This is a genomic window from Pseudobutyrivibrio sp. YE44 (assembly GCF_900104335.1).
Classification (GTDB): Bacteria; Bacillota; Clostridia; order Lachnospirales; family Lachnospiraceae; genus Pseudobutyrivibrio.
In genome coordinates this window covers 507,068-532,540 of sequence record NZ_FMXT01000001.1, presented here as the reverse complement: position 1 = coordinate 532,540, position 25,473 = coordinate 507,068, and the positions used below count along the sequence as shown (strand labels likewise).

The following is a 25,473-nucleotide window of genomic DNA, read 5'->3' as shown; positions in this document are numbered from 1 at the left end:
TATATTCGGAGGGTATCATGAACAGATTTGTTGTTAAAAAAGATGGCGCACTTGAGCCATTTGATGTACAGAAGGTAGTTGAGGCAGTTGGCAAATCAGCCACCCGTGTACTAGTTAAATTTACTCCAGAGCAGGAACGCTTCATTTGTCAATTTGTTGAGGAAAGAGTGGAGGAACTTGGCCTTGAGAAGATTGAGATTGCACAAATGCATAACATTGTTGAGGGTGCTTTGGAGCGTGTTAATCCTATGGTTGCGAAGTCTTATAGAGATTACCGTAACTATAAGCAGGACTTTGTACAGATGCTTGATGATGTTTATAAAAAGTCTCAGAACATCATGTACATTGGTGACAAGGAAAATTCAAACACTGACTCTGCCCTTGTTTCTACCAAGCGCTCACTGATTTTTAACGAGCTTAACCGCGAGCTTTACAAGAAATTCTTCCTTACAACAGAGGAAGTTCAGGCTATCAGAGATGGCTACATATATATTCATGATATGAACGCTAGACGTGACACCATGAACTGCTGCTTATTTGATGTTAAGACAGTTCTTGAAGGTGGCTTTGAAATGGGTAACATCTTCTATAACGAGCCAAAGAGTCTTGATGTTGCCTTTGATGTTATTGGAGATATTGTTCTTTCTGCAGCCAGCCAGCAGTACGGTGGTTTTACTATCCCACAGGCTGACCAGATTTTAGAGAAGTATGCTCAGATTTCTTATGACAAATATTTAAACAAGTATCTTGAGCTTGGAATAGATAAGGCTAAGGCTGAAGAGGTTGCAATGAGCGAGGTTCATCGTGATATGGAGCAGGGCTTCCAAGGATGGGAGTACAAGTTCAATACCGTTGCATCTTCCCGTGGCGATTATCCATTTATCACAGTTACAATCGGTCTTGGTACATCTGTTTTTGCAAAGATGGCATGTAAGGCATGTCTTAAGGTTCGTTCAATCGGTCAGGGTAAGCCGGGCTTTAAAAAGCCAGTTCTTTTCCCTAAGATTGTATTCTTGTATGATGAAAACCTTCATGGACCAGGTGGCGAGCTTGAGGATGTTTTTGAAGCAGGTATTGATTGCTCTAGAAAGACAATGTATCCTGATTGGCTTTCACTTACTGGTGAGGGATATATTGCCAGCATGTACAAGAAATATGGCAAGGTAATCTCACCTATGGGATGTCGTGCATTCCTTTCACCTTGGTATGAGCGTGGCGGAAGAACACCTGCTGATGAAAACGATCAGCCAGTATTTATTGGCCGTTTTAATATCGGCGCTGTTTCCCTTCACCTTCCTATGATTCTTGCTAAGTCTCGTCAGGAATCAAAGGATTTCTACGAGGTGCTTGATTACTACCTTGAGATGATTAGAAAGCTTCATATCCGTACCTATGCTTACCTTGGAGAGATGCGTGCTTCTACAAATCCTCTTGCTTATTGTGAGGGTGGTTTTTATGGTGGACACCTTGGCTTCCACGACAAGATTAAGCCACTTCTTAAGGCTGCAACAGCAAGCTTTGGTATTACAGCTTTCAATGAGCTTCAGGAGCTTTACAATGGCAAATCCCTTGTTGAGGATGGAGAGTTTGCACTTGAAGTGCTTAAGCACATAAATGAAAAGGTTAATCAGTTTAAGGAAGAGGATGGCAATCTTTACGCTATCTATGGCACTCCAGCTGAAAACCTTTGCGGCCTTCAGGTAAAACAGTTTAGAAATAAGTATGGTATTGTTGAGAATGTTTCAGACAGAGAATATGTTTCTAATTCTTTCCACTGCCATGTTACAGAAGATATTACACCAATTGAAAAGCAGGATAAGGAAGGTCGTTTCTGGGAGCTTTCAAACGGTGGAAAGATTCAATATGTTCGTTACCCAATCAACTACAACCGCGAGGCTGTTAAGACTCTTGTTCGCAGAGCAATGGCAAAGGGCTTCTATGAAGGTGTAAACCTTTCCCTTTCATACTGCGATGACTGCGGACATGAAGAACTTGAGATGGATGTTTGTCCAGTTTGCGGCAGCAAGAATCTCACAAAAATCGATCGAATGAATGGCTATCTTTCATACTCCCGTGTAAAGGGTGATACACGTCTTAACGAAGCAAAGATGGCGGAAATTGCCGATCGTAAGTCTATGTAAATTCATAGCACAGATATAAGAACATTTTCTAAATAACAATCTATTAGATCTCTGAAAGTGACATCTAGTCACTGGAAGAGTATCTGATGATTGTTAGTGTGAGAAAATGTGAAGTAAATTTGGAGAATAATGTAAATGAATTACCATAATATAACAAAAGACGACATGCTTAATGGTGATGGACTTAGAGCTGTGCTTTGGGTATCAGGTTGTGACCATCGTTGTGAGCAATGTCAAAATCCTATCACTTGGGATCCAGAGGGCGGTCTGAAATTTGACCAGGCTGCTAAGGATGAATTATTTGAAGTATTGTCTAGAGATTATATTTCAGGAATAACATTTAGTGGAGGTGACCCATTGTTTCCTGGAAATCGTAAGGAAGTGACGGAGCTTGCCCGGGAAATTAGGGAGAGGTTTCCCGGCAAGACCGTCTGGCTTTACACTGGGTTCACCTATGAGGAAATCAAGTCTCTAGAAATTATGGAATATATCGATGTTCTGGTTGACGGAGAATTTGAAATTGATAAGATAGATTTACAGGCTAAATGGAGAGGGAGCATTAATCAGCGCGTTATTGATGTACCTCAGACAAGAAAGCTTGATCAAATCGTTCTATTTTGCGACTAAAAAGGGAGATTTTATACATGAATATTAATATTACTAAGCTTACTCCTTCTGCTAAGCTTCCAGAAAGAGGCTCTGAGTACGCTGCAGGTTACGATTTATTTGCAGACATCTCTGAGGAGGTTAGAATCGCTCCACATGAGACTCTTATGATTGGAACAGGCCTTGCAATGGAAATCCCTGAAGGATATTTTGGTGGGGTTTTCGCCAGATCCGGATTATCAGCAAAGGAAGGTCTTAGACCTGCTAACTGTGTTGGCGTTGTAGATTCAGATTACAGAGGAGAGGTTAAGGTAGCTCTCCATAATGATAGCCAGATTGAGAGAGTTGTAACTCCAGCAGAAAAGATTGCACAACTTGTGGTTGTACCATTCCTTTCTGTAGAGTTTTCAGAAGTTTCCGAGCTTACAGATACTGTTAGGGGCGCAGGTGGTTTTGGCTCCACAGGAAAACATTAAATCATAACAAATTGGCGCCTGGAGTAAACCAGACGCCTTTTCGTGGTTTTATAAAGTATATTTGAAAGAGAGTAATTATTATGGCAAAAAAGGTTACCTATGATGAAAGCAGTATTGCTGTTTTAGAGGGACTTGAGGCGGTTAGAAAGCGCCCTGGTATGTATATAGGTTCTACCTCTAGAAAAGGTCTTAACCATCTTATATACGAAATTGTAGATAACTCTGTAGACGAACATCTTGCAGGAGAGTGTGACACTATTTATGTCACACTTGAGAAGGATGGCAGCTGTACTGTAGAAGATAATGGTCGAGGAATTCCAGTTGGTATGCACGCGAAGGGACTTCCTGCTGCACGTCTTGTTTTTTCTACCCTTCATGCTGGTGGTAAGTTTGACGATAGCGTTTACAAGACTTCCGGTGGTTTACATGGTGTAGGTTCTTCAGTTGTTAATGCCTTGTCTGAATACATGGTGGTAGACATTTCTAGAGAGGGATTCGTTCATCATGATAGATATGAGAGAGGTGTACCTACAGAAAAGCTTGTTGATGGTTTGCTTCCAAAGGTAGCAAAGACAAATAAACACGGTACAAAGATTAATTTCTTACCAGACCCAGAAATCTTTGAAAAGACTTATTTCAAGGAAGATGATCTTAAGTCTCGTCTTCATGAAACAGCATATCTTAATCCAGGTTTGACTATTAACTATGCAGATCTTCGTGGAGAAGAGCCAGATTATGTTACCTATCATGAGCCAGAGGGAATCAGAGGCTTTGTTAAGGAAATTAATAAGTCCGCAGAGACTCTTCACGACGTGGTTTATTTTACTGGTAAATCAGATGATGTAGAGCTTGAGGTTGCTTTCCAGTACTGCAACGAATTCAAAGAAAACATTCTTGGTTTCTGTAATAATATTTACAACTCTGAGGGTGGTACACATATTACAGGTTTTAAGACTGTACTTACTACAGTCATTAATAACTATGCCAGAGAGCTTGGAATCCTTAAGGAAAAGGATGCAAACTTTACAGGTGCAGATGTTAGAAATGGTATTACAGCAATTGTATCAATCAAGCATCCAGATCCACGATTTGAAGGTCAGACAAAGACAAAGCTTGATAATCCAGATGCCTCAAAGGCAACTCAAAAGGTGTGCCAGGACGAGTTTGTCCTTTTCTTCGATAGAAACCTTGAAACCTTAAAAGCAATTATTTCATGCGCTGAAAAGAGTGCTAAGATTCGTAAATCCGAAGAGAAAGCAAAGACAAACCTTCTTACAAAGCAGAAGTTTTCTTTTGACCAGAATGGTAAGCTTGCTAACTGTGAGTCTAGAGATGCCAGCAAATGTGAAATCTTCATCGTAGAGGGAGATTCAGCAGGTGGTTCTGCTAAGATGGCTAGAAATCGTATGTATCAGGCTATTATGCCAATCCGTGGTAAGATTCTTAACGTTGAAAAGGCTTCAATGGATAAGGTTTTAGCAAACGCTGAAATCAAAACACTTATCAATGCCTTTGGTTGTGGTTTCTCAGAGGGTTATGGTAACGATTTTGATATTTCAAAGCTTCGCTATGACAAGATTGTTATTATGGCCGATGCCGATGTGGACGGTGCTCATATCAGCACACTTCTTTTAACCTTCTTCTATAGATTCATGCCAGAGCTTATTAAGGAAGGTCATGTTTATATTGCTATGCCACCTCTTTACAAAGCAATTCCATCAAAGGGGGAGGAAGAATACCTTTATGATGATGTTGCCCTTGAAAAGTATCGTAAGAAGATGGAAGGAAAATCATTTACTCTTCAGCGATACAAAGGTTTAGGTGAGATGGATAAGGATCAGCTTTGGGAAACAACACTTGATCCTGAGCGTCGTAAGCTTAAGCTGGTGGAAATTGAAGATGCGCTTATGGCTTCTGAGGTTACTGAACTTTTAATGGGAAGCGACGTTGCACCTCGTAAGGAATTTATATACAAACACGCTAAGGAGGCTGAAATAGATGCCTAGTGAAATTATTCGTACAGAGTATTCTGAGATAATGCAAAAATCCTTCATTGACTACTCAATGTCTGTTATTCTTGCCCGTGCAGTTCCAGATGTTAGAGATGGTCTTAAGCCTGTACAGCGTCGTACTCTTTACGACATGTACGAGTTGAAGGTAGATTACAATAAACCATATAAGAAATCAGCTCGTATCGTAGGTGATACAATGGGTAAATATCATCCACACGGTGATAGCTCAATTTATGAAGCCCTCGTTGTAATGAGTCAGGATTTCAAGAAGAGCCTTCCGCTTGTGGATGGCCACGGTAACTTTGGTTCCATCGAAGGTGATGGGGCTGCTGCTATGCGTTACACTGAGGCTCGTCTTGCAAAGGTAGCCCAGGAGGTTTACCTTGGAGACTTGGACAAAAATGTTGTGGATTTTGTTCCTAACTATGATGAGACTGAAAAGGAGCCTGAGGTTCTTCCGGTACGTGTTCCAAACTTGCTTATCAATGGTTCAGACGGTATCGCAGTTGGTATGGTTACATCTATTCCTCAACACAATCTTGGTGAGGTTGTTGACGGTGTTATTGCCTACATGAAAAATCCTGATATCAACACAGCTGAGATGATGGAAATCATCCCAGGGCCAGATTTCCCTACTGGTGGTATTGTCACTAATAAGGATGATTTGCTTGAGATTTACTCAACTGGTGTTGGTAAAATCAAGATTCGTGGTAAGGCTGAAATCGAAAAGATTAAGGGTGGTAAGGAACAGATCGTAATTAGCGAAATTCCATATCCTATGATTGGTGCCAATATTGGAAAGTTCCTTAACGATATTTATCAGCTTGTTGAGACCAAAAAGACAAATGATATTACTGATATTTCCAACCAGTCTTCAAAGGATGGAATGAGAATCATCGTTGAGCTTCGTAAGGGCGCTGATGCTCAGAATGTACTTAATCTTTTATATAAAAAGACTCGTCTTGAGGATACGTTCGGTGTAAATATGCTTGCTGTAGCTGATGGAAAGCCAGAAACTCTTGGTATCGTGCCAATTATCAGACATCACGTAAACTTCCAGTATGAGCTTTGCACAAGAAAGTACACTCACTTGCTTGGCAAGGAGCAGGATAAAAAGGAAATTCAGGAAGGCTTAATCAAGGCTTGTGATGTTATTGACCTTATTATCGAAATCCTTAGAGGTTCAAAGGATGTTAAGCAGGCTAAGGCATGTCTTGTAGATGGTGTTACCGCTGGAATTAAGTTTAAATCACAGGCTTCAAAGGCAGCAGCTGAGGAGCTTAGGTTTACTGACCGTCAGGCTCAAGCTATCCTTGATATGAGACTTCATCGTTTGATTGGTCTCGAAATTGAGGCACTTAAGGCTGAGTATGATGAGACTTTAGAAAAGATTGCTCGCTATACAAAGATTCTTGGTTCTAAGGCTGAAATGGCAAAGGTTATTATCAAAGACCTTCAGGCTATTAAAAAGGAATATGCTAGAGATCGTCGTACAGTTATCGATAACGTGGAGGAGGCTGTTGTAGAAGAGAAGCCTATCGAGGTTATTGATGTTGCGGTTCTTATTGATAGATTTGCTTATGCAAGAGTTGTTGATATGCCAACCTATGAGCGTAATAAAGAGGCTGCTGATGCTGAGTGCAAAAAGATTGTATTCTGTAAAAATACTGACAAGATTTGTTTGTTTACCAATAAGGGTGACATGCACACCATTAAGGTATTGAGTTTACCATTTGGTAAGTTTAGAGATAAGGGTCAGCCTATAGATACTGCTGAAAAAGGCTCGAAGATTGACCTTACAAAGGAAAATCTCTTGCTTGCAGATTCAATGGAACACATTGTTTCTAAGAAGTTAGTATTTGGTACTAAGCAGGCTATGATTAAGGTTGTAGCTGGTAGTGAGTTTGATGTTTCTAGAAAGCTTATTGCAGCAACAAAACTTAACGATGGTGATGAAGTAATCTGTGTTAAGCTTCTTGAGGAAGGCTCTACAGTAGTAATGCAGTCGGCAAAGGATATGTTCCTTAGAATTGATGGAGCTACAATTCCAGAAAAGAAGAAGACTGCCGTTGGTGTTAGAGGAATTAAGCTTGCTAAGGGCGATGAACTTGTCGATATTCATGTAATTGGTGAAGGTGAAAACCTTGAAATTAAGGTTAAAGATAAGACAGTAGCTTTGAATCGACTTCATGTTGGTTCTAGAGATACAAAGGGAGTTAAGAAGTAAATGATTAAAAATGTATATTTTGATTTAGACGGAACTTTGATTGATTCTGCTCCTAGTATTATTGGATGTCTAAAAAAGACTCTTGATAAATTTGGGTACGAATGTCCTGATTATGAAACCTTCCGCAAATGTGTAGGGCCTCCTTTTACATATTCTTTTCCCAATTATCTTCATGTAAAGGATGAGGATTTTAAGGATGCGGTAGCCTATTACCGTCATTTGTATGATAAAGAAAATGGCTGCTTGGATGTAGAGGTTTTTGAGGGAGTAGAAGGACTTTTAGAAGCCTTGGTTAAGAGGGGCTATTGCTTATTCGTATGCACTTCAAAGCCAGAACCTACCGCCAGAAAGATTCTTGAGTCTGTTGGAATCGACAAATATTTTACTGATATTTGTGGAGCTACTTTAGATGCAAAAATCGATACAAAGGCAGAGGTTATTGAGCTTTGCTTTAAGCGTGCTCCATGGCATCAAAAGGATGAGACAGTTCTTATTGGTGATACAAAGTTTGATTGTATTGGTGCCAATAATGCTGGTATCGATTGCTTAGGTATTACCTGGGGCTCTGGTACTAGACAGGAAATGGAAGAGCATTCTGCAATTGCTGTAGTTGATTATCCAGATGAGGTGTTAGATTACATTGCGTCAAATTAAGTTTAATCGCGTAGTACAAATTATATATCCATTACTTGTTTATTTCGTATTATATCAATTGGGAGTTGGACTCTTAATTGATTCATACGGAGACAAGTTAGGAAAGCTTATGTGTCTGCTTATAGCAGGCACTATTTGCATAATTCCAATGTATATTATTTACAAAACGGTTCCAAAGCCTATACCAAAGCCAATAGAAACTCGCAAAGAATGGTTCTTCTGTGGTCTTTGGGTGGTGACAGTCGTTACAATAGGCTTGATGTTAAATTTTGTTATAACTCAAAGTGGTTTATTAGATTATTCAGATGGATTTGAGCGGGCAAGTGAGACTTTGTCGGATGGAAGTCTAGTAGTTAAAATACTTTGCAATGCTATTGTAATTCCTATTTTAGAAGAACTGTTAATTCGAGGGATCGTTGCAGGTCAGCTGTATTTATGGTACGGAATGTGGCCTGCTGTGGTATTATCTTCAATTTGTTTTGGTATTATGCATAATAATATAGTACAATTTATTTATGCATTAATTATTGGTATTTTGCTTGGGCTTATGTATGTGAAAAACAAGAGAATTGTTCTTTGCATACTGACCCATGGATTATTAAATCTATTAGTAATTATGCTTAGTTACTAAATAATTGGAGGGAATCATGACAAAAACTAATAACGAAGAAATTAAAGATTCAAAGGTGGCACTTGTAGCACATGTTGTTACCTCAATTGCAATGTTAGCATTAGGAATTTGTATGTTAGTTTTAGATACAAAATTTATTGCTAGCCTTGTTTATTCATACTCTGTACTTAGTGTTGGCATTCTTTTTATATGTTTTGGCGCTTGGTACATGATTAAATACTTCTTTCATCATGAATACATTAGAATTACTAACTATGGATTCACCATGGGCGTAATTTTAGTTATAATTGGCGCTTTATCTATCTTTAATGCGAATATGGTTTCAGGCTTTATTGATGGACTTGTATGTCTAATTGGTATTGTGCTTGGAGCTATTATGCTTCAGCAATCTTTTGCTTTATTCCACATTCAGAAAGTGTCTTGGCTTTTTTGCTTAGTATTTGGTGGCGCAACTATTGCCGCAAGCGTATACTTCTTCTTATTCCCAATTAAGTTCTTTGAGGGAAGCCTTGTTGGATGCATTTACCTTATCGGTGCAGGGGCTTTGGCTATTTTATCCTTACTTCTTATGGTTATAGGATTAGGTAGTCATAAGAAAGACGCTAACCGTAATTACAATCGCAATGTTGAGGATTCTCCAATGGGACAGACCGTTGCTGGTGAGTCTATTTTTGAAGATGAACCTGTTTATGAAAACTATTCAAGTAATGCTACATCTGATTCAGATTCGTATTTTGAGGATTAATTAGCTAAATGGCAAATTTACAAGATTACTTAGTCTGGCGTGGTGACGTGCCCTTTGATATAGATCCTTTCAATGAGGTTGACAGTGCAGTTCTTTGTGAACTTGTGTACTCTAATTTTGATGGCATTGTTCCCGGACCAGGGCTAAAGGAAAAGATATCAATTGAAGATGCTTGCAATTTGTTTTTTGAACGCTATTCTGATGAGGAGCTTATTTCTATGGCTACCCATACTAAGTATGCTCCTTTTTTGATGCGTGAGATGGCTGGCTCTAAGCGTTATGGCGGCATGAAGCTTGCCGGTTTTGTAAATGAAATCGAAGCTGAAACTCAAAGCCAGTTTGCAGTTTGTACCTTTTATCTTCCAGATGGAACAATTTATGTTGCCTTTAGAGGTACAGATGATACTCTTATCGGTTGGAAGGAAGATTTCAACATGTCTTTTTCAGAAGGTACTGGAGGCCAGCTGAAGGCAGTGGAATATCTCAATCGTAATTTTTCACGTACCATGAAGCCTCTAAGAGTAGGCGGGCATTCTAAAGGTGGTAATTTTGCTATATATGGTTGTGTTTTCTCTAAATCACACATAAAAGATATCATTATCGATATTTATAATCATGATGGGCCGGGATTTATTCCGGAGATTCTCAAAATGCCTGAGTACAAAACTATTGTTAAACGGATACATAGATTTATTCCAGATGAATCTATTGTAGGAATGATGATGTACAGTAAGGCAAAAACAAGTGTTGTTAAAACCAATACTAAGGGGATTGCTCAGCATGATTTGTTAAGCTGGAATGTATCTAGAAACCATTTTGATTATGCAGAGGATGTTGTTGCATCATCAAAGATGATAGATGAAATAATTAAAACCTGGATTACTCATTTTGATTATGAAACCAGGGCAGCCTTTGGAGATGTATTTTTTGCATCACTGGCTTCTTCAGGCGCTTATAAGATGTCACATATTACATCTAACAAGGTCTTTACCTTGGCAAGCTTAACAAAAGAGATTCAGGCCCTTGAGCCTGAAAACCAAGCTTTAATTATCGATGTATTTAAAAAGCTTGCAACGATTGGCGGCGATAGTCTTAAGAATTCTATACTTTCAAAGCTTCCAATAAATGCAATAGTGAGAAAATAATAAAATAAAGAGAGTCTTATAGCATTCTTTTGATATTTACTTGCGGTTTTGGCTTGAATCTTTTTCATTAGAATGCTATTATACTTTTTGTGGTTAGCACTCGAGATAAAAGAGTGCTAACAGATGAGATGATTAGTAATTTAGGAGGTAATATAAAATGAAGTTAGTTCCATTAACAGACAGAGTTGTTTTAAAACAATGTGAGGCAGAGGAGACTACAAAGTCAGGAATCATCCTTGCATCAGCTGCTCAGGAAAAGCCACAGGAGGCTATGGTTATCGCTGTTGGACCTGGCGGGGTTGTAGATGGTAAGGAAATCACAATGCAGGTTAAGGAAGGTCAGAAGGTTATCTATTCTAAGTACGCAGGTACAGAGGTAAAGCTTGAGGGCGAAGAGTACATCATCGTTCGTCAGAATGACATTCTTGCAGTTGTAGAATAATAAATTGGGAAAAGAGGTAGAAAAAAATGGCAAAAGAGATTAAGTACGGTGCTGAAGCTAGACAGGCTTTAGAAGCAGGTGTTGATAAATTAGCAAACACAGTTAGAGTTACAATCGGACCTAAGGGACGTAACGTTGTTCTTGCAAAGTCTTACGGTGCTCCACTTATCACAAATGATGGTGTTACTATCGCAAAGGATATTGAGCTTGATGATGCTTTTGAAAACATGGGCGCACAGCTTGTTAAGGAAGTTGCTACAAAGACAAATGACGTTGCAGGTGATGGTACAACTACAGCTACAGTTTTAGCACAGGCTATGGTTAAGGAAGGTATGAAGAACCTTGCTGCAGGTGCAAACCCAATCGTTCTTAGAAAGGGTATGAAGAAGGCTGTTGATTGTGCAACAGAGGCTATTTCAGCTATGTCAAAGGCTGTTGATGGCAAGGAGCAGATCGCAAGAGTTGCTGCTATTTCTGCTGGTGATGACGAAGTAGGGCAGATGGTAGCTGACGCTATGGAAAAGGTTTCTAACGATGGTGTTATCACAATCGAGGAATCTAAGACAATGCAGACTGAGCTTGACCTTGTAGAAGGTATGCAGTTCGATAGAGGATACATCTCAGCTTACATGTGCACAGATATGGACAAGATGGAAGCAAATCTTGATGATCCATACATTCTTATTACAGACAAGAAGATTTCTAACATTCAGGAGCTCCTTCCAGTTCTTGAGCAGATTGTACAGTCTGGTGCTAGACTTCTTATTATCGCAGAGGATATCGAGGGCGAGGCTCTTACAACACTTATCCTTAACAAGCTTCGTGGAACATTCAATGTTGTTGCTGTTAAGGCTCCAGGTTATGGTGATAGACGTAAAGAGATGCTTCAGGATATCGCAATCCTTACAGGTGGTCAGGTAATCTCTGAAGAGGTTGGTCTTGAGCTTAAGGATGCTACTCTTGATCAGCTTGGACGTGCTAAGTCAGTAAAGGTAAACAAAGAGAATACTGTTATTGTTGACGGTATGGGAGATAAGGCTGCTATCGAGTCAAGAGTTGCTCAGATTCGTGGACAGATCGACGAGACAACATCTGAGTTTGATAAGGAAAAGCTTCAGGAAAGACTTGCTAAGCTTGCAGGTGGTGTTGCAGTTATCCGCGTAGGTGCTGCTACAGAAACAGAAATGAAGGAAGCTAAGCTTCGTATGGAAGATGCTCTTAATGCTACACGTGCTGCTGTAGAGGAAGGTATCATCGCAGGTGGTGGATCTGCTTACATCCACGTTCAGAAGAAGGTTGCTGAGCTTGCCGATACACTTTCTGGTGATGAGAAGACAGGTGCAAACGTTATTGTTAAGGCTCTTGAGGCTCCTCTTTTCTACATCGCTGCAAACGCTGGTCTTGAAGGCTCAGTTATCATCAATAAGGTACGTGAATCTGAAGATGGCGTAGGCTTTGATGCATACAAGGAAGAGTATGTAAACATGGTTAAGGCTGGTATCCTTGATCCAGTTAAGGTTACAAGAACAGCTCTTCAGAATGCTGCATCTGTTGCATCTACACTTCTTACAACAGAGTCAGTTGTTGCTGACATCAAAGATCCTGCTGCTGATGCAGCTGCTGCCGCAGCTGCTGGTGCAGGCATGGGTGGGATGTATTAAAATAAAATAGACATTCGTATTTATAAAAAAATGAGGTCTCTGTCCAAATTTATTTGGAAAAGAGGCCTCATTTTTTTATAAATTAAGATTTGGCTGTCAAACAAGTATGAGCATTTACAGTTGCAAAGCAACTGATAGGGTCCCGAAGGGAGCCAAATGCGAATATATGTGTAGGCAGACAAGAATGTCTATTTTATTTAGTCAGTAGAAACCATGAAAAGCTCGGAAAATATGAATACATGTTTAACAGCAGGAATTTCTATTTCATTTTACCCCCCAATACTTAGATGGCCTAATCCTCTACCTCACGTAGTTTTCAATACCGCCAAAAATCTTGATTTTATTGGCTTTAAAGGTTTCAATTAAACCTCAACTATGTTAATATAAACCTCGGTGCTTTTGTTTTACCAAATAATAAATGAGGTGATAAAATGAGCAAAGTAGCAATACTTACAGATAGCAATAGTGGCATTACTCAAGCAGAGTCCAAGGAGCTTGGAATCTTTGTTGAGCCAATGCCTTTTTATATTGATGGACAATTATATTATGAGGATATTGATTTAACCCAGGATCAGTTCTATGAGAAGCTTACACAGGGTGGGGAAATCACTACATCAATGCCTATTACAGGCAATCTTATGGATACTTGGGATAGAATCCTCAAGGATTATGATGAATTAGTATACATTCCAATGTCTTCAGGACTTTCATCATCATGTGCAACTGCAAAGATGCTTTCTGAAGACTATGATGGAAGAGTCATAGTAGTAGATAATCAGCGCATTTCAGTTACTCAGAAGCTTTCTGCTTTAGAAGCTAAAAAGCTTGCTGATGAAGGTAAGAGCGGTCAAGAAATTTGCGATGCTCTTATGTCAATTAAGTCTGCATCTACAATCTACATCACTGTAGATACACTTGAATATCTTAAGAAGGGTGGTAGACTTACACCTGCTGTTGCAGCTATAGGCTCCCTTTTAAAGATTAAACCAGTTCTTTCTATCTATGGCCAGAAGCTTGATAAATATAGCATGGCTCGTACCATGAAGGCAGCAAAGGTTACAATGATTGAAGCCTTAAAGAAGGATATGAAAGAAGTTCTCAAAACTGAAAATTTAGACGAAGTTGTAATTTCTATTGCTCACACTCAGAACCAGGAGGCAGCTGAGAAGTTTAAAGAAGAGCTGCTTCAAGAATTCCCTGGTAAAGAGATTTGGATAGATCCGTTATCATTATCAGTTTCATGCCATATTGGCCCTGGTGCTTTAGCTTGCACCGTCACAAAGAAGCTGATTGATATAGATTAATCTTAAACATTTAGGAGGATTGTTATGGTAAAAGCAGTTGTAGGCGCCAATTGGGGCGACGAAGGCAAAGGAAAAATTACTGACATGATGGCTGCAGACGCAGACATTATAGTTCGTTTCCAAGGTGGAGCAAACGCAGGTCATACAATAGTTAACAACTATGGTAAGTTCGCACTTCACACTTTACCTTCAGGTGTATTCTATAATCACACTACAAGTATTATTGGCAATGGTGTTGCTCTTAATATTCCTATTCTTATTAAAGAGATTAACTCCATCGTTGAGAAGGGAGTTCCAAAGCCAAACATTTTAGTGTCTGATCGTGCACAAATTGTTATGCCATACCATATCCTTTTTGATCAGTACGAAGAAGAGCGTTTAGGAAAAGCATCCTTTGGTTCCACAAAGAGTGGTATCGCTCCTTTCTACTCAGATAAATATGCAAAGATTGGTTATCAGGTTCAGGAACTTTTCGATGAAGAGCTTCTTAAGGAAAAGGTAGTTCGTACCTGTGACCAGAAAAATGTTCTTTTAGAGCATTTGTATCATAAGCCACTTCTTACACCAGAAGAGCTTCTTGATACATTACACGAATACAGAGATATGATTGCTCCATATGTATGCGATACTTCAGCATATCTTTGGAATGCAATTAAGGAAAATAAAACAATCCTTCTTGAAGGACAGCTTGGAACACTTAAAGATCCGGATCACGGTATCTACCCTATGGTTACATCATCTTCAACACTTGCTCCTTACGGTTGTATTGGTGCTGGTATTCCAGCTCAGGAGCTTAAGCAGGTTGTTACTGTATGTAAGGCATATTCTTCTGCAGTAGGTGCCGGCGCATTTGTTTCAGAAATCTTTGGTGATGAAGCAGATGAGCTTAGACGTCGTGGTGGAGACGGTGGCGAATTTGGTGCTACAACAGGTCGTCCACGTCGAATGGGATGGTTTGACTGCGTTGCATCAAAGTATGGCTGCAGAATGCAGGGTACAACAGATGTAGCTTTCACAGTAGTGGATGTCCTTGGATATCTTGATGAAATCCCTGTTTGTGTAGGTTATGAAATTGATGGAGAGGTTACAACAGACTTCCCAGTTACATCAAAGCTTGAGAAGGCAAAGCCTGTTCTTAAGACACTTCCAGGTTGGAAATGCGATATTCGTGGCATTAAGAAGTATGAAGACTTACCTGAGAATTGTCGCAAGTATATCGAGTTTATTGAAAAGGAAATTGGATTTCCAATTACTATGGTTTCAAACGGACCAGGTAGAGATGATATAATCTATAGATAATATTTTAAAATTGCTTTACAATATATTTGTAAAGCAATTTTTTTATTTAAAATAAAGGAGTTGAGTTATGGGGGAGACATTTAAATCAAAGGGGTTTAAGATTGCTGTATTTATTATAATTCTGGTTGTTGCCTTTGGTTTTATTATTCTTGGAACCTTGTTCGGTGACATTGGAAGCAATCTTTTTGGAGACTCAGAAGATCCGGCAAAAGTATTAGATGAAAAAAGCTTAGAAGACGACTCGGGAAATAACATAATTCTTATGCCTAAAGAGGAAATTTACACTTTTTCTATGACGGATGAAGATGATGTAGTTTTAAATTTCTCAAAAAAGGGCGAGGGTTGGGAATATACAGATAATCCTAATATTAAGATAGATGAAAAAAGAATCGATTATGTACTTAATTATCTTTCAGATGTTAAATATATTGACGTAATAGAAGGGGAAGACCCTGAGAAATATGGTCTTGTCAAAGAGTCGCCAGTTGCAATAATTACAGACTCTTCGGATTCCTCGATTTTTATTTCTTTTGGGAATGTGGATGAGAAGACAGGAGAGTTGTATTACGCGGTAAATTATGATTATTCCACAATCTATGTCAATGGTGGCAAACTTGGTAATGTTTTACATTATAAACTTGAGGATTTAATTAAACGATAGACATTTTATTTAATTATTTACAGATTTAAATCCCTGTGATATTATACTAAGGTATGATTTTACTGTAACTCAGGTTTAGGACACTCCGACCTTTTCCTTAGTTATGGCATATTAATAGTTTTTATAGGAGGTAATTAAAATGATTACAAAAGAGAAGAAGCAGCAGATTATCAATGAGTACGCTAGAACAGCTGGTGACACAGGTTCTCCAGAGGTTCAGATTGCAGTTCTTACAGCTCGTATTTCAGAGCTTACAGAGCATCTTAAGGCTAACCCAGGTGATCATCATTCACGTCGTGGTATGATGAAGATGGTTGGTAAGAGAAGAAACCTTCTTGCATACCTTAAGAACACTGATATTGAGAGATATCGTTCAATTATTGAGCGTCTTGGCTTAAGAAAGTAATCTATAAGAGCGGAGTGTATTCTCCGCTCATTTTTCTATGATTTAGTTTTCGAGCCCAATCCGAAGCCACTGAATTTGTTAGCGAAGGACTCATAATGAGTCGAGGTTTTAGAAGTTCGCTTCATTTTCAGTAGTTTCGGGTTAGAGCTTAATATAATTTAAGTTTATAAGGAGAAAACCATGAAGACATTTACAATGGATTTAGCTGGTAGAACACTTCGTGTAGATATCGGCAGAGTTGCAGCACAGGCTAATGGTGCAGCATTTATTCAGTATGGTGATACAACAGTTCTTTCAACTGCTACAGCATCTGATAAGCCACGTGATGGAATCGATTTCTTCCCACTTTCAGTAGAGTTCGAAGAGAAGACATATGCAGTAGGTAAGATTCCTGGTGGTTTCAATAAGAGAGAGGGAAAGGCATCTGAGAACGCAGTTCTTACATCGCGTGTAATTGATAGACCAATGCGTCCACTTTTCCCAAAGGATTATCGTAACGACGTTACACTCAACAATATGGTTATGGCTGTTGATCCACAGTGCCGTCCAGAGCTTGTTGCTATGCTTGGTGCTGCAATTTCAACATGTATTTCTGATATTCCATTTGATGGCCCATGTGCTATGACACAGATGGGTATGGTTAATGGTGAGTTAATCGTTAACCCTTCACAGGAGCAGTGGGATAAGGGAGACCTTAAGCTTACTGTTGCATCAACTCGTGAAAAGGTTATCATGATTGAGGCCGGCGCAAACATCATCCCTGAGGATAAGATGATTGAGGCTATTTACAAGTGCCACGATGTTAACCAGACAATTATCGCTTTCATTGACGAGATGGTTAAGGAATGCGGTAAACCAAAGCATGAGTACACATCTTGTGCTATTCCAGAAGAGCTTTTTGCAAAGATGAAGGAAATCGTTCCTCCAGCAGAGATGGAAGAAGCTGTATTTACAGATGAGAAGCAGGTTCGCGAGGAGAACATCCGCAACATCACTGCACGTCTTGAGGAAGCATTTGCAGAGAATGAAGAATGGCTTGCAGTTCTTGGCGAAGCTATTTATCAGTATGAGAAGAAGACAGTTCGTAAGATGATTCTTAAGGATCACAAGCGTCCAGATGGTCGTCAGCTCGACCAGATCAGACCACTTGCAGCTGAGGTTGATATTATTCCTCGTGTACACGGTTCTTCAATGTTTACACGTGGTCAAACACAGATTTGTGATGTTGTAACACTTGCACCTCTTTCAGAGGCTCAGAAGATTGATGGTCTTGATGCATTTGTTACAGAGAAGAGATATATGCACCACTACAACTTCCCTGCATATTCAGTAGGTGAGACAAAGCCATCTCGTGGGCCAGGACGTCGTGAGATTGGTCATGGTGCACTTGCAGAGAGAGCACTTCTTCCTGTACTTCCAACACCTGAAGAGTTCCCATATGCAATCCGTGCCGTTTCTGAGACATTTGAGTCAAACGGATCTACATCAATGGCTTCAACATGTGCATCTTGTATGTCACTTATGGCTGCTGGTGTTCCGCTTAAGGCTATGGTTGCTGGTATTTCTTGTGGTCTTGTTACAGGCGATACAGATGACGATTTCGTACTTCTTACAGATATTCAGGGTCTTGAAGATTTCTTTGGTGACATGGACTTCAAGGTTACTGGTACTAAGGAAGGAATCACAGCTATCCAGATGGATATTAAGATTCACGGTCTTACACGTCCAATCGTTGAGGGTGCTATCGCTCGTTGTCGTGAAGCTAGATTCTTCATCATGGACAACTGCATGAGCAAGGCAATTGCTGAGCCACGTCCACAGGTTGGTGAGTTTGCTCCAAAGATTATCCAGCTTTCTATTGATCCAGAAAAGATTGGTGATGTTGTAGGACAGCGTGGTAAGACAATCAACGAAATCATTGCTAGATGCGATGTTAAGATTGATATTACTGATGAGGGTAATGTTTCTATCTGTGGCACAGACGCTGCTAAGATGGATGAGGCAAAGAGAATGATTGAAATCATTACTACTGATTTTGAGAAGGATCAGATCCTCACAGGTAAGGTCGTAAGCATCAAGGAATTCGGTGCATTTATCGAGTTCGCTCCTGGTAAGGAAGGAATGGTTCACATTTCTAAGATTGCTAAGGAAAGAATCGACAGAGTCGAGGATGTTCTTACACTTGGAGATACTGTTAAGGTTGTTTGCCTTGGCAAGGACAAGATGGGACGCATTAGCTTCTCAATCAAGGATGTTCAGTAGAACAAACTGAAATATTAACTAGATTTTTAATGCGCCTGGCGTTTTGTCAGGCGCATTTTTTAAGGAAAGACTATGTTATTAAACGTTTCTCATATTTATAAATCCTTTGGCGAGGATAGTATAATTAAAGATGCTACATTTACAGTAGATGAAGGCTCTAAGGTTGCTATTGTTGGCAATAACGGAACTGGCAAGTCTACACTTCTTAAGATAATAATTGGTGAATTACCTGCTGATGATGGAGAAGTCACCTTAAAGAAGGATGCTACAATGGGATATTTGGCTCAGTATCAAGAAGATGCATTTGGTAGTAATATCCTTGATACAGTTCTTGGTGCCAGAGAAGATTTGCTTTCCATGGAAAAGAAGCTTTCTGAAATGGAAATGCAAATGAGCTCCCTTGATCCTTCTGAAATGACAAGTTTTATGGATAATTACCATAAGCTTCAGCATCAATTTGATTTGCAGGGCGGCTATACATTTCGTTCAGAAGCTGTAGGTATTCTTAAAGGATTGGGTTTTGAGCAGGAAGATTTCGAAAAAAGCATGAAGGAGCTTTCTGGAGGTCAAAAAACAAGAGTTAGTCTTGGTAGACTTTTGGCTTCAACTCCTGATTTACTTCTTTTGGATGAGCCTATTAACCACTTGGATTTAAAGTCAATCATGTGGCTTGAAGGATATCTTTCTTCTTATAAGGGGGCGGTTGTAATTGTTGCTCATGATAGATATTTCCTTGATAAAATAGCAGATCATGTTGTGGATTTATCCTATGGAAGAACTAGCGTGTATACTGGTAATTATTCTGCATTTGTAACGCAGAAGGAAATTGCACAGATTTCCTATACCAATGCTTATGAAAAGCAGCAGAAGGAAATCGAGCATCAGAAAGCAGTAATTGAAAAACTACAATCATATAATAGAGAAAAATCTATAAAGAGAGCCGAAAGCCGAAAAAAGCTTCTTGATAAGATGGAAGTTATGGATGCTCCTGACAAGGAGGCTCCAAAAATGCGTCTTACTCTTGAAATAGAAAAGGAAAGCGGTAAGGATGTACTGGATTTCTCCCATGTAACCAAATCGTATGAAGATAAAAATATTTTCACGGATTTATCCTTTAAGGTTCATAAGGGGGATAGAATAGCCATTCTAGGTGATAATGGTACAGGTAAAACAACCATCCTTAAATGCATCAATGGTCTTACTGACTTCGAAACTGGTGAAATTAAATTCGGTGCAAATGTAACTGTTGGTTATTATGATCAGGAACAGCAGGGACTCACCGAAACCAACACTGTTTTTAGTGAGCTGCATGATGCCTATCCATTTCTTACAGAAACAAAGGTAAGAAATACATTAGCAGCTTTTATGTTTACTGAGGATGATGTTTTTAAACGTATTAGCGATTTATCCGGTGGCGAAAGAGGAAGAGTTTCTTTGGCTAAGCTTATGCTTTCAAAATCTAATTTGCTTATTTTGGATGAGCCTACAAACCACTTAGATATGGATTCAAAGCAGATGCTTGAAGAGGCTTTGAATGAGTATGATGGAACCTTACTTTATGTAAGTCATGACAGATATTTTGTTAATAAAACTGCTAACACTATCCTTGAATTATCAGATGGTGGGCTTACGAAGTATCTTGGAAATTACGATGATTACATTGCTAAAAAAGAGCAGCTTTATGGGCTAGGTGATATTTCAAATTCATCTACAAATACATCAGCCGAAACAGCTGCAAAGCTTGATTTTAAAGAACAGAAGCGAATCGAAGCAGAAAAAAGAAAGCTTCAAAATCGCATAGATAAAATCGAAGCTGAAATTGAAAAACTTGAAGCAAAAAAGGCTGCTATTGATGAGGAGTTTGTAAAGCCAGAAAACATGACAAACTCAGCTAAGTTAAACGAGCTTACGGCTGAACAAAACAAAATAAATGATAGACTAGAAGAGCTATATCAGGAATGGGAAGAGGTTAGTAGCTCTCTTTAGTTTAAGACTTCTAATTAGGCTATAACGAAATTGTTAATTTGTTGACAAAGTTATAGCCTAAATCTATAATTATTTTAGTTGGATTTTTTGTGGGCTTTTTAACAGCTTATAAGAACCGTAAATTTAGGAGGCGTACATTTTGGACAAACAAATTTCGCAGGCAGTAATTAGAAGACTTCCTAGATATTATAGATACTTAGGAGAGCTTCTTGATGATGGAGTTGAACGCATTTCTTCTAATGATTTAAGCAAAAGAATGCATGTTACTGCATCCCAAATTAGACAGGATTTAAATAATTTTGGTGGCTTTGGTCAGCAGGGTTATGGATATAATGTGGCATATCTTCACGATGAAATTGGCAATATCCTTGGAGTAAATGAAACTCACAATGTTATTGTTATTGGCGCTGGTAACTTAGGTCAAGCTATTGCTGGATACGTTAAATTTGAACGAGTTGGTTTCAAGATCATTGGTTTGTTTGATACCAATCCTGAGCTTAAAGGCAAGATGGTTAGAGATCTTCCGATTCAAATGCTTGACGAACTGCCAGATTTCGTTAAAAATAATGATGTAGAGATTGCAGCACTTACCTTGCCAAAGGCTAACGCAAAATCTACAGCCTTAAAGCTTGTTTCTTTAGGGGTTCATGCTATTTGGAATTTTGCTCATGTTGATTTGGATGATATTCCAGATGTAGTTATCGAAAATGTACATCTTTCAGATAGTTTGATGCAGTTGTCATATAATATTACTCAGCATAAAAAGTAGGTGGTATTTTATGTCAGATCATGATTTTCAAAGTGCTATTTCTAAAATAAAAATACCTATGCTTATTTTAGATCAAAAATGGCACCGACTTTTTGCTTTAGGTGGAAAGCCTGATGATGTTAAAGAGCTTGAAGCAAAGGAAAATGAGCTCCTCAAAAGAGAAGCTGAGCTAAAAAAAGAGCTCAAAGATCTTAAAAAAGTTAAAGAAAATCTTATGGCCTCTGTTATGTCCAATATGGAGGGCACATCTGATCTTGTGTCAAAAAAGCTTGATGATGACAAACGTTTGTTGGAAGAATGTAAGGAGCGTATTGCGGCAGCAGAGGACGAGCAAAAGGATTTACCTGCTCAAACAAGCGAAGTTAATAAAGAGCTTATGATGGCCACCATGGACTATTGTTATGATAAGCTTCGTACAAACTCCAATGAAGCTGAGGAAATTACTAATTGGATTAAAGATGTTAGAATCCAGTTAAAAAAGAATGTTATTAGAAAGCATAATAGAGAAATTAACAATAAAGAGATTTATTCTTATATGCACGATGTTTTTGGCATGGAAGTATTAAATCTTTTTGATATGCAAAATGGTGATTTTTATATTGGAATTGCTGATGATAGAGCTGAAGCTCCAGAAGGTTCCAATGGTGAAAATGGTGCTGATTTGTCTAACATAGAATTAGAAGATGTTGATTTGGATGCAGTTTCCAAGGAATCTAAAGGATCCGACGACAATAATGACTCTAATGAGGACTAAGTATTTTATAATACTTAGTCTTTTTTTGTTACATATGGTAAAATAATGTTGTTAATAATAATTTTCATTTGGAAAGGAGCTATTAATGGACGACGGGTCGAATCCCTATATTTTAATTATTCTTCTTTGCTGTATTGCTATCGTTGAGCTTATTGCAATCATTATTCTTTACAGAAAGTCTAAACAGGAGAATGTTACCGAGGAAGACGTAATTTCTCTTGTAAATGAAGGTCATGAAGATGGTAATATATTGGCGTCTGAGGCTGCAATGATTCAAAATATTTTTGAATTTTCAGATACAGATGTTAAAGATATTATGACTCACAGGAAGAATATCGTTGCAATTGATGGCAATATGACTCTTAGAGAGGCTATATCCTTTATTAATGAGAACAATATGAGTCGTTATCCTGTTTATCTAGAGGATTTGGATAATATTATCGGTATCATACACATTAAGGATATTCTTACTTACTATGATAAGGATATTGATAATTTAAGGATTTTAGACTTACAGGATCTTATGTCTGTGGCTGAGTTTGTTCCCGAAACCCATGGGATAAATACTCTTTTTGCCAAAATGCAATCAAAGAAGCGCCATATGGTAATCGTAATGGATGAGTATGGACAGGTTTCTGGTATATTATCTCTAGAGGATATTTTAGAGGAGATTGTAGGAAATATAGAGGATGAACATGATGAAGAGGAAGCCTCAATAGAGGTTAGAACGGAAGATACCTTCATTATGGATGGAAGCACCACTTTGGAAGAGGTGGAGGAAATCCTTAATATGAAGCTGTCTGAGGATTATGAAACCTTAAACGGCTATTTAATATCCTTACTTGGAAAAATTCCTGAGGATGGGTCTGCTTTCAAACTGGAAGACGACAATTTTATATTTTATGTAAAAAATGTCTCAGAAAAGGTTATTGGTGAAGTATTTGTTCGTAGGAAAAGCCACGTTGAATAAGAACTTCGTTTTTGATATAATTTTTTGAGATTTAGATTGAAGAAAAGAGGTAAATAATTATATGTCAGGACATTCAAAATTTGCTAATATTAAGCACAAAAAAGAGAAGAATGATGCTGCAAAGGGAAAGATTTTTACAATAATTGGTCGAGAGATTGCTGTAGCAGTTAAGGAAGGCGGTCCAGACCCTAATAATAATTCAAAGCTTCGTGATGTAATTGCAAAGGCAAAGGCAAACAACGTGCCTAACGCTACAATCGAAAGTGGTATTAAGAAGGCTGCTGGTAATGCTGACGCTGTTAACTACGAGTCAGTTACATACGAAGGATATGGTCCTAACGGTACTGCAATTATCGTAGATTGTCTTACAGATAATCGTAACCGTACAGCTGCCAATGTTCGTAACGCATTTACAAAGGGTGGCGGAAGCATCGGTACACCTGGTTGTGTATCATTTATGTTTGATAACCGTGGACAGATTATTGTATCTAAAGAAGAGTGCTCTATGGATGCAGATGATTTGATGATGGTTGCTCTTGATGCAGGTGCTGAAGATTTCTCTGAGGAAGAGGATTGCTTCGAAATCTACACAACACCAGAGGATTTCTCTGCAGTAAGAGAAGCTCTTGAGGCTGAGAACATTCCTATGGCAGATGCTGAGGTTACAATGATTCCTCAGACTTATGTAGAGCTTTCAGATGAGCAGGATCTCTACAAGATCAACAAGATTCTTGATCTTCTTGATGAAGATGATGACGTTCAAAACGTTTACCATAACTGGGACGAGTAATTGATTTGTCCCGTTCAGCGGAAGGGTTATAAAAAATTTTAAGGGGAAGATAATACAATGAACAAAATTTTATTCGCTTCAAGCGAGTGTGTACCATTTGTAAAAACTGGAGGTTTGGCTGACGTAGTTGGTGCATTACCAAAGGAATTTTGTAAGGACTATTTTGATGTTAGAGTGGTTTTGCCATATTACACATTCATTCCTGAAAAGTATAAAAAGGATTTCAAATACCTTACTAGCTTTCAGATGAATATGGGGCCACTTGTGGGCACAAAATATGTTGGTGTTTTTGAGTATGAATTAGATGGTGTTACTTTTTACTTTATAGACAATCATGACTATTTTGATTGTTTTTATCCTTATTCAGAGGATAGATGGGACTTAGAAAAGTTTATTTTCTTTGACAAGGCTGTTCTTTCAATGTTACCACTTATTGGTTTTCAGCCAAATCTTATTCACTGCCATGATTGGCAGACAGGTTTCATTCCTGTATATCTTAAGACTGATTTTCAGGGAGACCAGTTCTTCTGGGGCATGAAGTCTGTTATGACTATCCATAACCTTAAGTTCCAGGGTATGTGGGACACAAAGACAGTTTCAGGTATTTCTGGTTTGCCAGTAGATTTATTCACTCCTGACAAGCTTGAATACAAGAAATGTGGAAATATGCTTAAGGGCGGCTTAGTTTATGCTGACTACATTACAACAGTTTCATCTAACTACTGTGATGAGATTCAGACTCCATATTACGGTGAGGGCTTAGACGGTTTACTTCGAGCTCGTCATTATGATATGCAGGGTATTGTTAACGGTATAGATAATGCTGTATACAATCCAGCTACCGATTCGAAAATCTATAAGAATTTCGACATTTCTAACTTTAGAAAGAACAAAAAGATTAACAAGACTAAATTACAGCAGGAGCTTGGTTTAGAAGTTGATCCTAAGAAGTATATGATTGGTCTTATATCAAGACTTACTGATCAAAAAGGTCTTGATTTGATTAATTATTGTATTGAAGGTATCGTAGACGATTTTACACAGCTTGTAGTTATTGGTACTGGTGAATCTAAATACGAAAACATGTTTAGACATTATGCATGGAAGTATCCTGAGAAGATTTCTGCAAACATTAGTTATGATGATGCCATGGCTCACAGACTTTATGCGGCAGCAGATGCCTTCTTAATGCCTTCAAGATTCGAACCATGTGGTTTAACACAGCTTATTTCATTTAGATATGGTACTGTGCCTATCGTTCGTGAAACAGGTGGTCTTAAGGACACTGTAGAGGCTTATAATGAGTATATTAAGACTGGAGATGGTTTCTCTTTTGCAAACTACAATGGAGATGAGCTTCTCAATACAGTCAATTACAGTAAGTATATCTATTTTGAGAAAAAAGCTCAGTGGAATAAGATGATTGAGCGTGGCATGAACAAGAACTATTCTTGGGCTGTACAAAAAGAAAAATACGAAAATATTTATAACTATTTGATAGGTTAATAAATATAATGCTAGAAAAGAGAATA

The 25,473-nt window shown here is 38.5% G+C and carries 22 protein-coding genes; all 22 read left to right on the top strand.

What is annotated here, in order from left to right:
* The first annotated feature begins 17 nt into the window (after positions 1-17).
* Positions 18-2,141 carry an anaerobic ribonucleoside-triphosphate reductase gene (gene nrdD, locus BLR54_RS02405; RefSeq protein WP_090416617.1) on the top strand — a complete coding sequence of 708 codons (2,124 nt, stop codon included), beginning with the start codon at positions 18-20 and terminating at the stop codon, positions 2,139-2,141.
* Positions 2,142-2,276: 135 nt separating this feature from the next.
* Positions 2,277-2,768: an anaerobic ribonucleoside-triphosphate reductase activating protein gene (gene nrdG / locus BLR54_RS02400; RefSeq protein WP_090416616.1), complete on the top strand. Its 492-nt coding sequence runs from the start codon at positions 2,277-2,279 to the stop codon at positions 2,766-2,768.
* A gap of 17 nt (positions 2,769-2,785) precedes the next feature.
* Positions 2,786-3,223, top strand: coding sequence for a dUTP diphosphatase (dut, locus tag BLR54_RS02395; protein ID WP_090416615.1), 438 nt, complete (start codon positions 2,786-2,788; stop codon positions 3,221-3,223).
* Positions 3,224-3,303: 80 nt separating this feature from the next.
* Positions 3,304-5,229: a DNA gyrase/topoisomerase IV subunit B gene (locus BLR54_RS02390; RefSeq protein ID WP_090416614.1), complete on the top strand. Its 1,926-nt coding sequence runs from the start codon at positions 3,304-3,306 to the stop codon at positions 5,227-5,229.
* On the top strand, positions 5,222-7,462 hold the full coding sequence (locus BLR54_RS02385; protein ID WP_090416613.1) for a DNA gyrase/topoisomerase IV subunit A: 2,241 nt from the start codon (positions 5,222-5,224) through the stop codon (positions 7,460-7,462). The genes BLR54_RS02390 and BLR54_RS02385 overlap by 8 nt, the downstream gene beginning before the upstream one ends.
* Complete coding sequence (locus tag BLR54_RS02380; protein ID WP_090416612.1) at positions 7,463-8,116, top strand: HAD hydrolase-like protein; 654 nt, start codon at positions 7,463-7,465, stop codon at positions 8,114-8,116.
* Positions 8,103-8,747 (top strand): CPBP family intramembrane glutamic endopeptidase, encoded by a 645-nt coding sequence (locus tag BLR54_RS02375; RefSeq protein WP_090416611.1) that lies wholly within the window; start codon positions 8,103-8,105, stop codon positions 8,745-8,747. Before BLR54_RS02380 ends, BLR54_RS02375 begins: the two co-directional genes overlap by 14 nt.
* 16 nt (positions 8,748-8,763) lie before the next feature.
* Positions 8,764-9,492 carry a DUF308 domain-containing protein gene (locus BLR54_RS02370; RefSeq protein ID WP_090416610.1) on the top strand — a complete coding sequence of 243 codons (729 nt, stop codon included), beginning with the start codon at positions 8,764-8,766 and terminating at the stop codon, positions 9,490-9,492.
* 8 nt (positions 9,493-9,500) lie between these two features.
* Positions 9,501-10,637: an Mbeg1-like protein gene (locus tag BLR54_RS02365; RefSeq protein ID WP_090416609.1), complete on the top strand. Its 1,137-nt coding sequence runs from the start codon at positions 9,501-9,503 to the stop codon at positions 10,635-10,637.
* 157 nt (positions 10,638-10,794) lie between these two features.
* Positions 10,795-11,079: a co-chaperone GroES gene (gene groES, locus BLR54_RS02360; protein WP_028243785.1), complete on the top strand. Its 285-nt coding sequence runs from the start codon at positions 10,795-10,797 to the stop codon at positions 11,077-11,079.
* A gap of 26 nt (positions 11,080-11,105) precedes the next feature.
* Positions 11,106-12,740 (top strand): chaperonin GroEL, encoded by a 1,635-nt coding sequence (gene groL, locus BLR54_RS02355; RefSeq protein WP_090416608.1) that lies wholly within the window; start codon positions 11,106-11,108, stop codon positions 12,738-12,740.
* A 431-nt stretch (positions 12,741-13,171) separates the two neighbouring features.
* Positions 13,172-14,044: a DegV family protein gene (locus BLR54_RS02350; protein ID WP_090416607.1), complete on the top strand. Its 873-nt coding sequence runs from the start codon at positions 13,172-13,174 to the stop codon at positions 14,042-14,044.
* Positions 14,045-14,068: 24 nt separating this feature from the next.
* On the top strand, positions 14,069-15,343 hold the full coding sequence (locus BLR54_RS02345; protein WP_090416606.1) for an adenylosuccinate synthase: 1,275 nt from the start codon (positions 14,069-14,071) through the stop codon (positions 15,341-15,343).
* A 67-nt stretch (positions 15,344-15,410) separates the two neighbouring features.
* The gene (locus tag BLR54_RS02340) at positions 15,411-16,004 is read left to right on the top strand and encodes a DUF4340 domain-containing protein (protein ID WP_090416605.1); all 594 of its coding nucleotides are present in this window, start codon (positions 15,411-15,413) and stop codon (positions 16,002-16,004) included.
* Between the two features lie 139 nt (positions 16,005-16,143).
* Positions 16,144-16,410, top strand: a complete 267-nt coding sequence (gene rpsO, locus BLR54_RS02335; RefSeq protein WP_090149654.1) for a 30S ribosomal protein S15 — start codon at positions 16,144-16,146, stop codon at positions 16,408-16,410.
* Between the two features lie 180 nt (positions 16,411-16,590).
* Positions 16,591-18,672 carry a polyribonucleotide nucleotidyltransferase gene (locus BLR54_RS02330; protein ID WP_090416604.1) on the top strand — a complete coding sequence of 694 codons (2,082 nt, stop codon included), beginning with the start codon at positions 16,591-16,593 and terminating at the stop codon, positions 18,670-18,672.
* 72 nt (positions 18,673-18,744) lie between these two features.
* Entirely contained in the window at positions 18,745-20,658 is a 1,914-nt protein-coding gene (locus BLR54_RS02325; protein ID WP_090416603.1) for an ABC-F family ATP-binding cassette domain-containing protein, read from the top strand.
* A 136-nt stretch (positions 20,659-20,794) separates the two neighbouring features.
* Positions 20,795-21,427 (top strand): redox-sensing transcriptional repressor Rex, encoded by a 633-nt coding sequence (locus BLR54_RS02320; RefSeq protein ID WP_090416602.1) that lies wholly within the window; start codon positions 20,795-20,797, stop codon positions 21,425-21,427.
* 10 nt (positions 21,428-21,437) lie between these two features.
* Positions 21,438-22,181: a hypothetical protein gene (locus BLR54_RS02315; RefSeq protein ID WP_090416601.1), complete on the top strand. Its 744-nt coding sequence runs from the start codon at positions 21,438-21,440 to the stop codon at positions 22,179-22,181.
* 85 nt (positions 22,182-22,266) lie between these two features.
* Positions 22,267-23,151 (top strand): hemolysin family protein, encoded by an 885-nt coding sequence (locus BLR54_RS02310; protein ID WP_090416600.1) that lies wholly within the window; start codon positions 22,267-22,269, stop codon positions 23,149-23,151.
* Positions 23,152-23,212: 61 nt separating this feature from the next.
* Positions 23,213-23,941 carry a YebC/PmpR family DNA-binding transcriptional regulator gene (locus BLR54_RS02305; RefSeq protein ID WP_090416599.1) on the top strand — a complete coding sequence of 243 codons (729 nt, stop codon included), beginning with the start codon at positions 23,213-23,215 and terminating at the stop codon, positions 23,939-23,941.
* A gap of 57 nt (positions 23,942-23,998) precedes the next feature.
* Positions 23,999-25,447, top strand: a complete 1,449-nt coding sequence (locus tag BLR54_RS02300; RefSeq protein ID WP_090416598.1) for a glycogen synthase — start codon at positions 23,999-24,001, stop codon at positions 25,445-25,447.
* Positions 25,448-25,473: the final 26 nt, after the last annotated feature.

Coding starts and splice junctions, on each gene's coding strand:
- nrdD (WP_090416617.1), top strand. CDS start 18: ATGAACAGATTTGTTGTTAAAAAAGATGGCGCACTTGAGCCATTTGAT.
- nrdG (WP_090416616.1), top strand. CDS start 2,277: ATGAATTACCATAATATAACAAAAGACGACATGCTTAATGGTGATGGA.
- dut (WP_090416615.1), top strand. CDS start 2,786: ATGAATATTAATATTACTAAGCTTACTCCTTCTGCTAAGCTTCCAGAA.
- BLR54_RS02390 (WP_090416614.1), top strand. CDS start 3,304: ATGGCAAAAAAGGTTACCTATGATGAAAGCAGTATTGCTGTTTTAGAG.
- BLR54_RS02385 (WP_090416613.1), top strand. CDS start 5,222: ATGCCTAGTGAAATTATTCGTACAGAGTATTCTGAGATAATGCAAAAA.
- BLR54_RS02380 (WP_090416612.1), top strand. CDS start 7,463: ATGATTAAAAATGTATATTTTGATTTAGACGGAACTTTGATTGATTCT.
- BLR54_RS02370 (WP_090416610.1), top strand. CDS start 8,764: ATGACAAAAACTAATAACGAAGAAATTAAAGATTCAAAGGTGGCACTT.
- BLR54_RS02365 (WP_090416609.1), top strand. CDS start 9,501: ATGGCAAATTTACAAGATTACTTAGTCTGGCGTGGTGACGTGCCCTTT.
- groES (WP_028243785.1), top strand. CDS start 10,795: ATGAAGTTAGTTCCATTAACAGACAGAGTTGTTTTAAAACAATGTGAG.
- groL (WP_090416608.1), top strand. CDS start 11,106: ATGGCAAAAGAGATTAAGTACGGTGCTGAAGCTAGACAGGCTTTAGAA.
- BLR54_RS02350 (WP_090416607.1), top strand. CDS start 13,172: ATGAGCAAAGTAGCAATACTTACAGATAGCAATAGTGGCATTACTCAA.
- BLR54_RS02345 (WP_090416606.1), top strand. CDS start 14,069: ATGGTAAAAGCAGTTGTAGGCGCCAATTGGGGCGACGAAGGCAAAGGA.
- BLR54_RS02340 (WP_090416605.1), top strand. CDS start 15,411: ATGGGGGAGACATTTAAATCAAAGGGGTTTAAGATTGCTGTATTTATT.
- rpsO (WP_090149654.1), top strand. CDS start 16,144: ATGATTACAAAAGAGAAGAAGCAGCAGATTATCAATGAGTACGCTAGA.
- BLR54_RS02330 (WP_090416604.1), top strand. CDS start 16,591: ATGAAGACATTTACAATGGATTTAGCTGGTAGAACACTTCGTGTAGAT.
- BLR54_RS02325 (WP_090416603.1), top strand. CDS start 18,745: ATGTTATTAAACGTTTCTCATATTTATAAATCCTTTGGCGAGGATAGT.
- BLR54_RS02315 (WP_090416601.1), top strand. CDS start 21,438: ATGTCAGATCATGATTTTCAAAGTGCTATTTCTAAAATAAAAATACCT.
- BLR54_RS02310 (WP_090416600.1), top strand. CDS start 22,267: ATGGACGACGGGTCGAATCCCTATATTTTAATTATTCTTCTTTGCTGT.
- BLR54_RS02305 (WP_090416599.1), top strand. CDS start 23,213: ATGTCAGGACATTCAAAATTTGCTAATATTAAGCACAAAAAAGAGAAG.
- BLR54_RS02300 (WP_090416598.1), top strand. CDS start 23,999: ATGAACAAAATTTTATTCGCTTCAAGCGAGTGTGTACCATTTGTAAAA.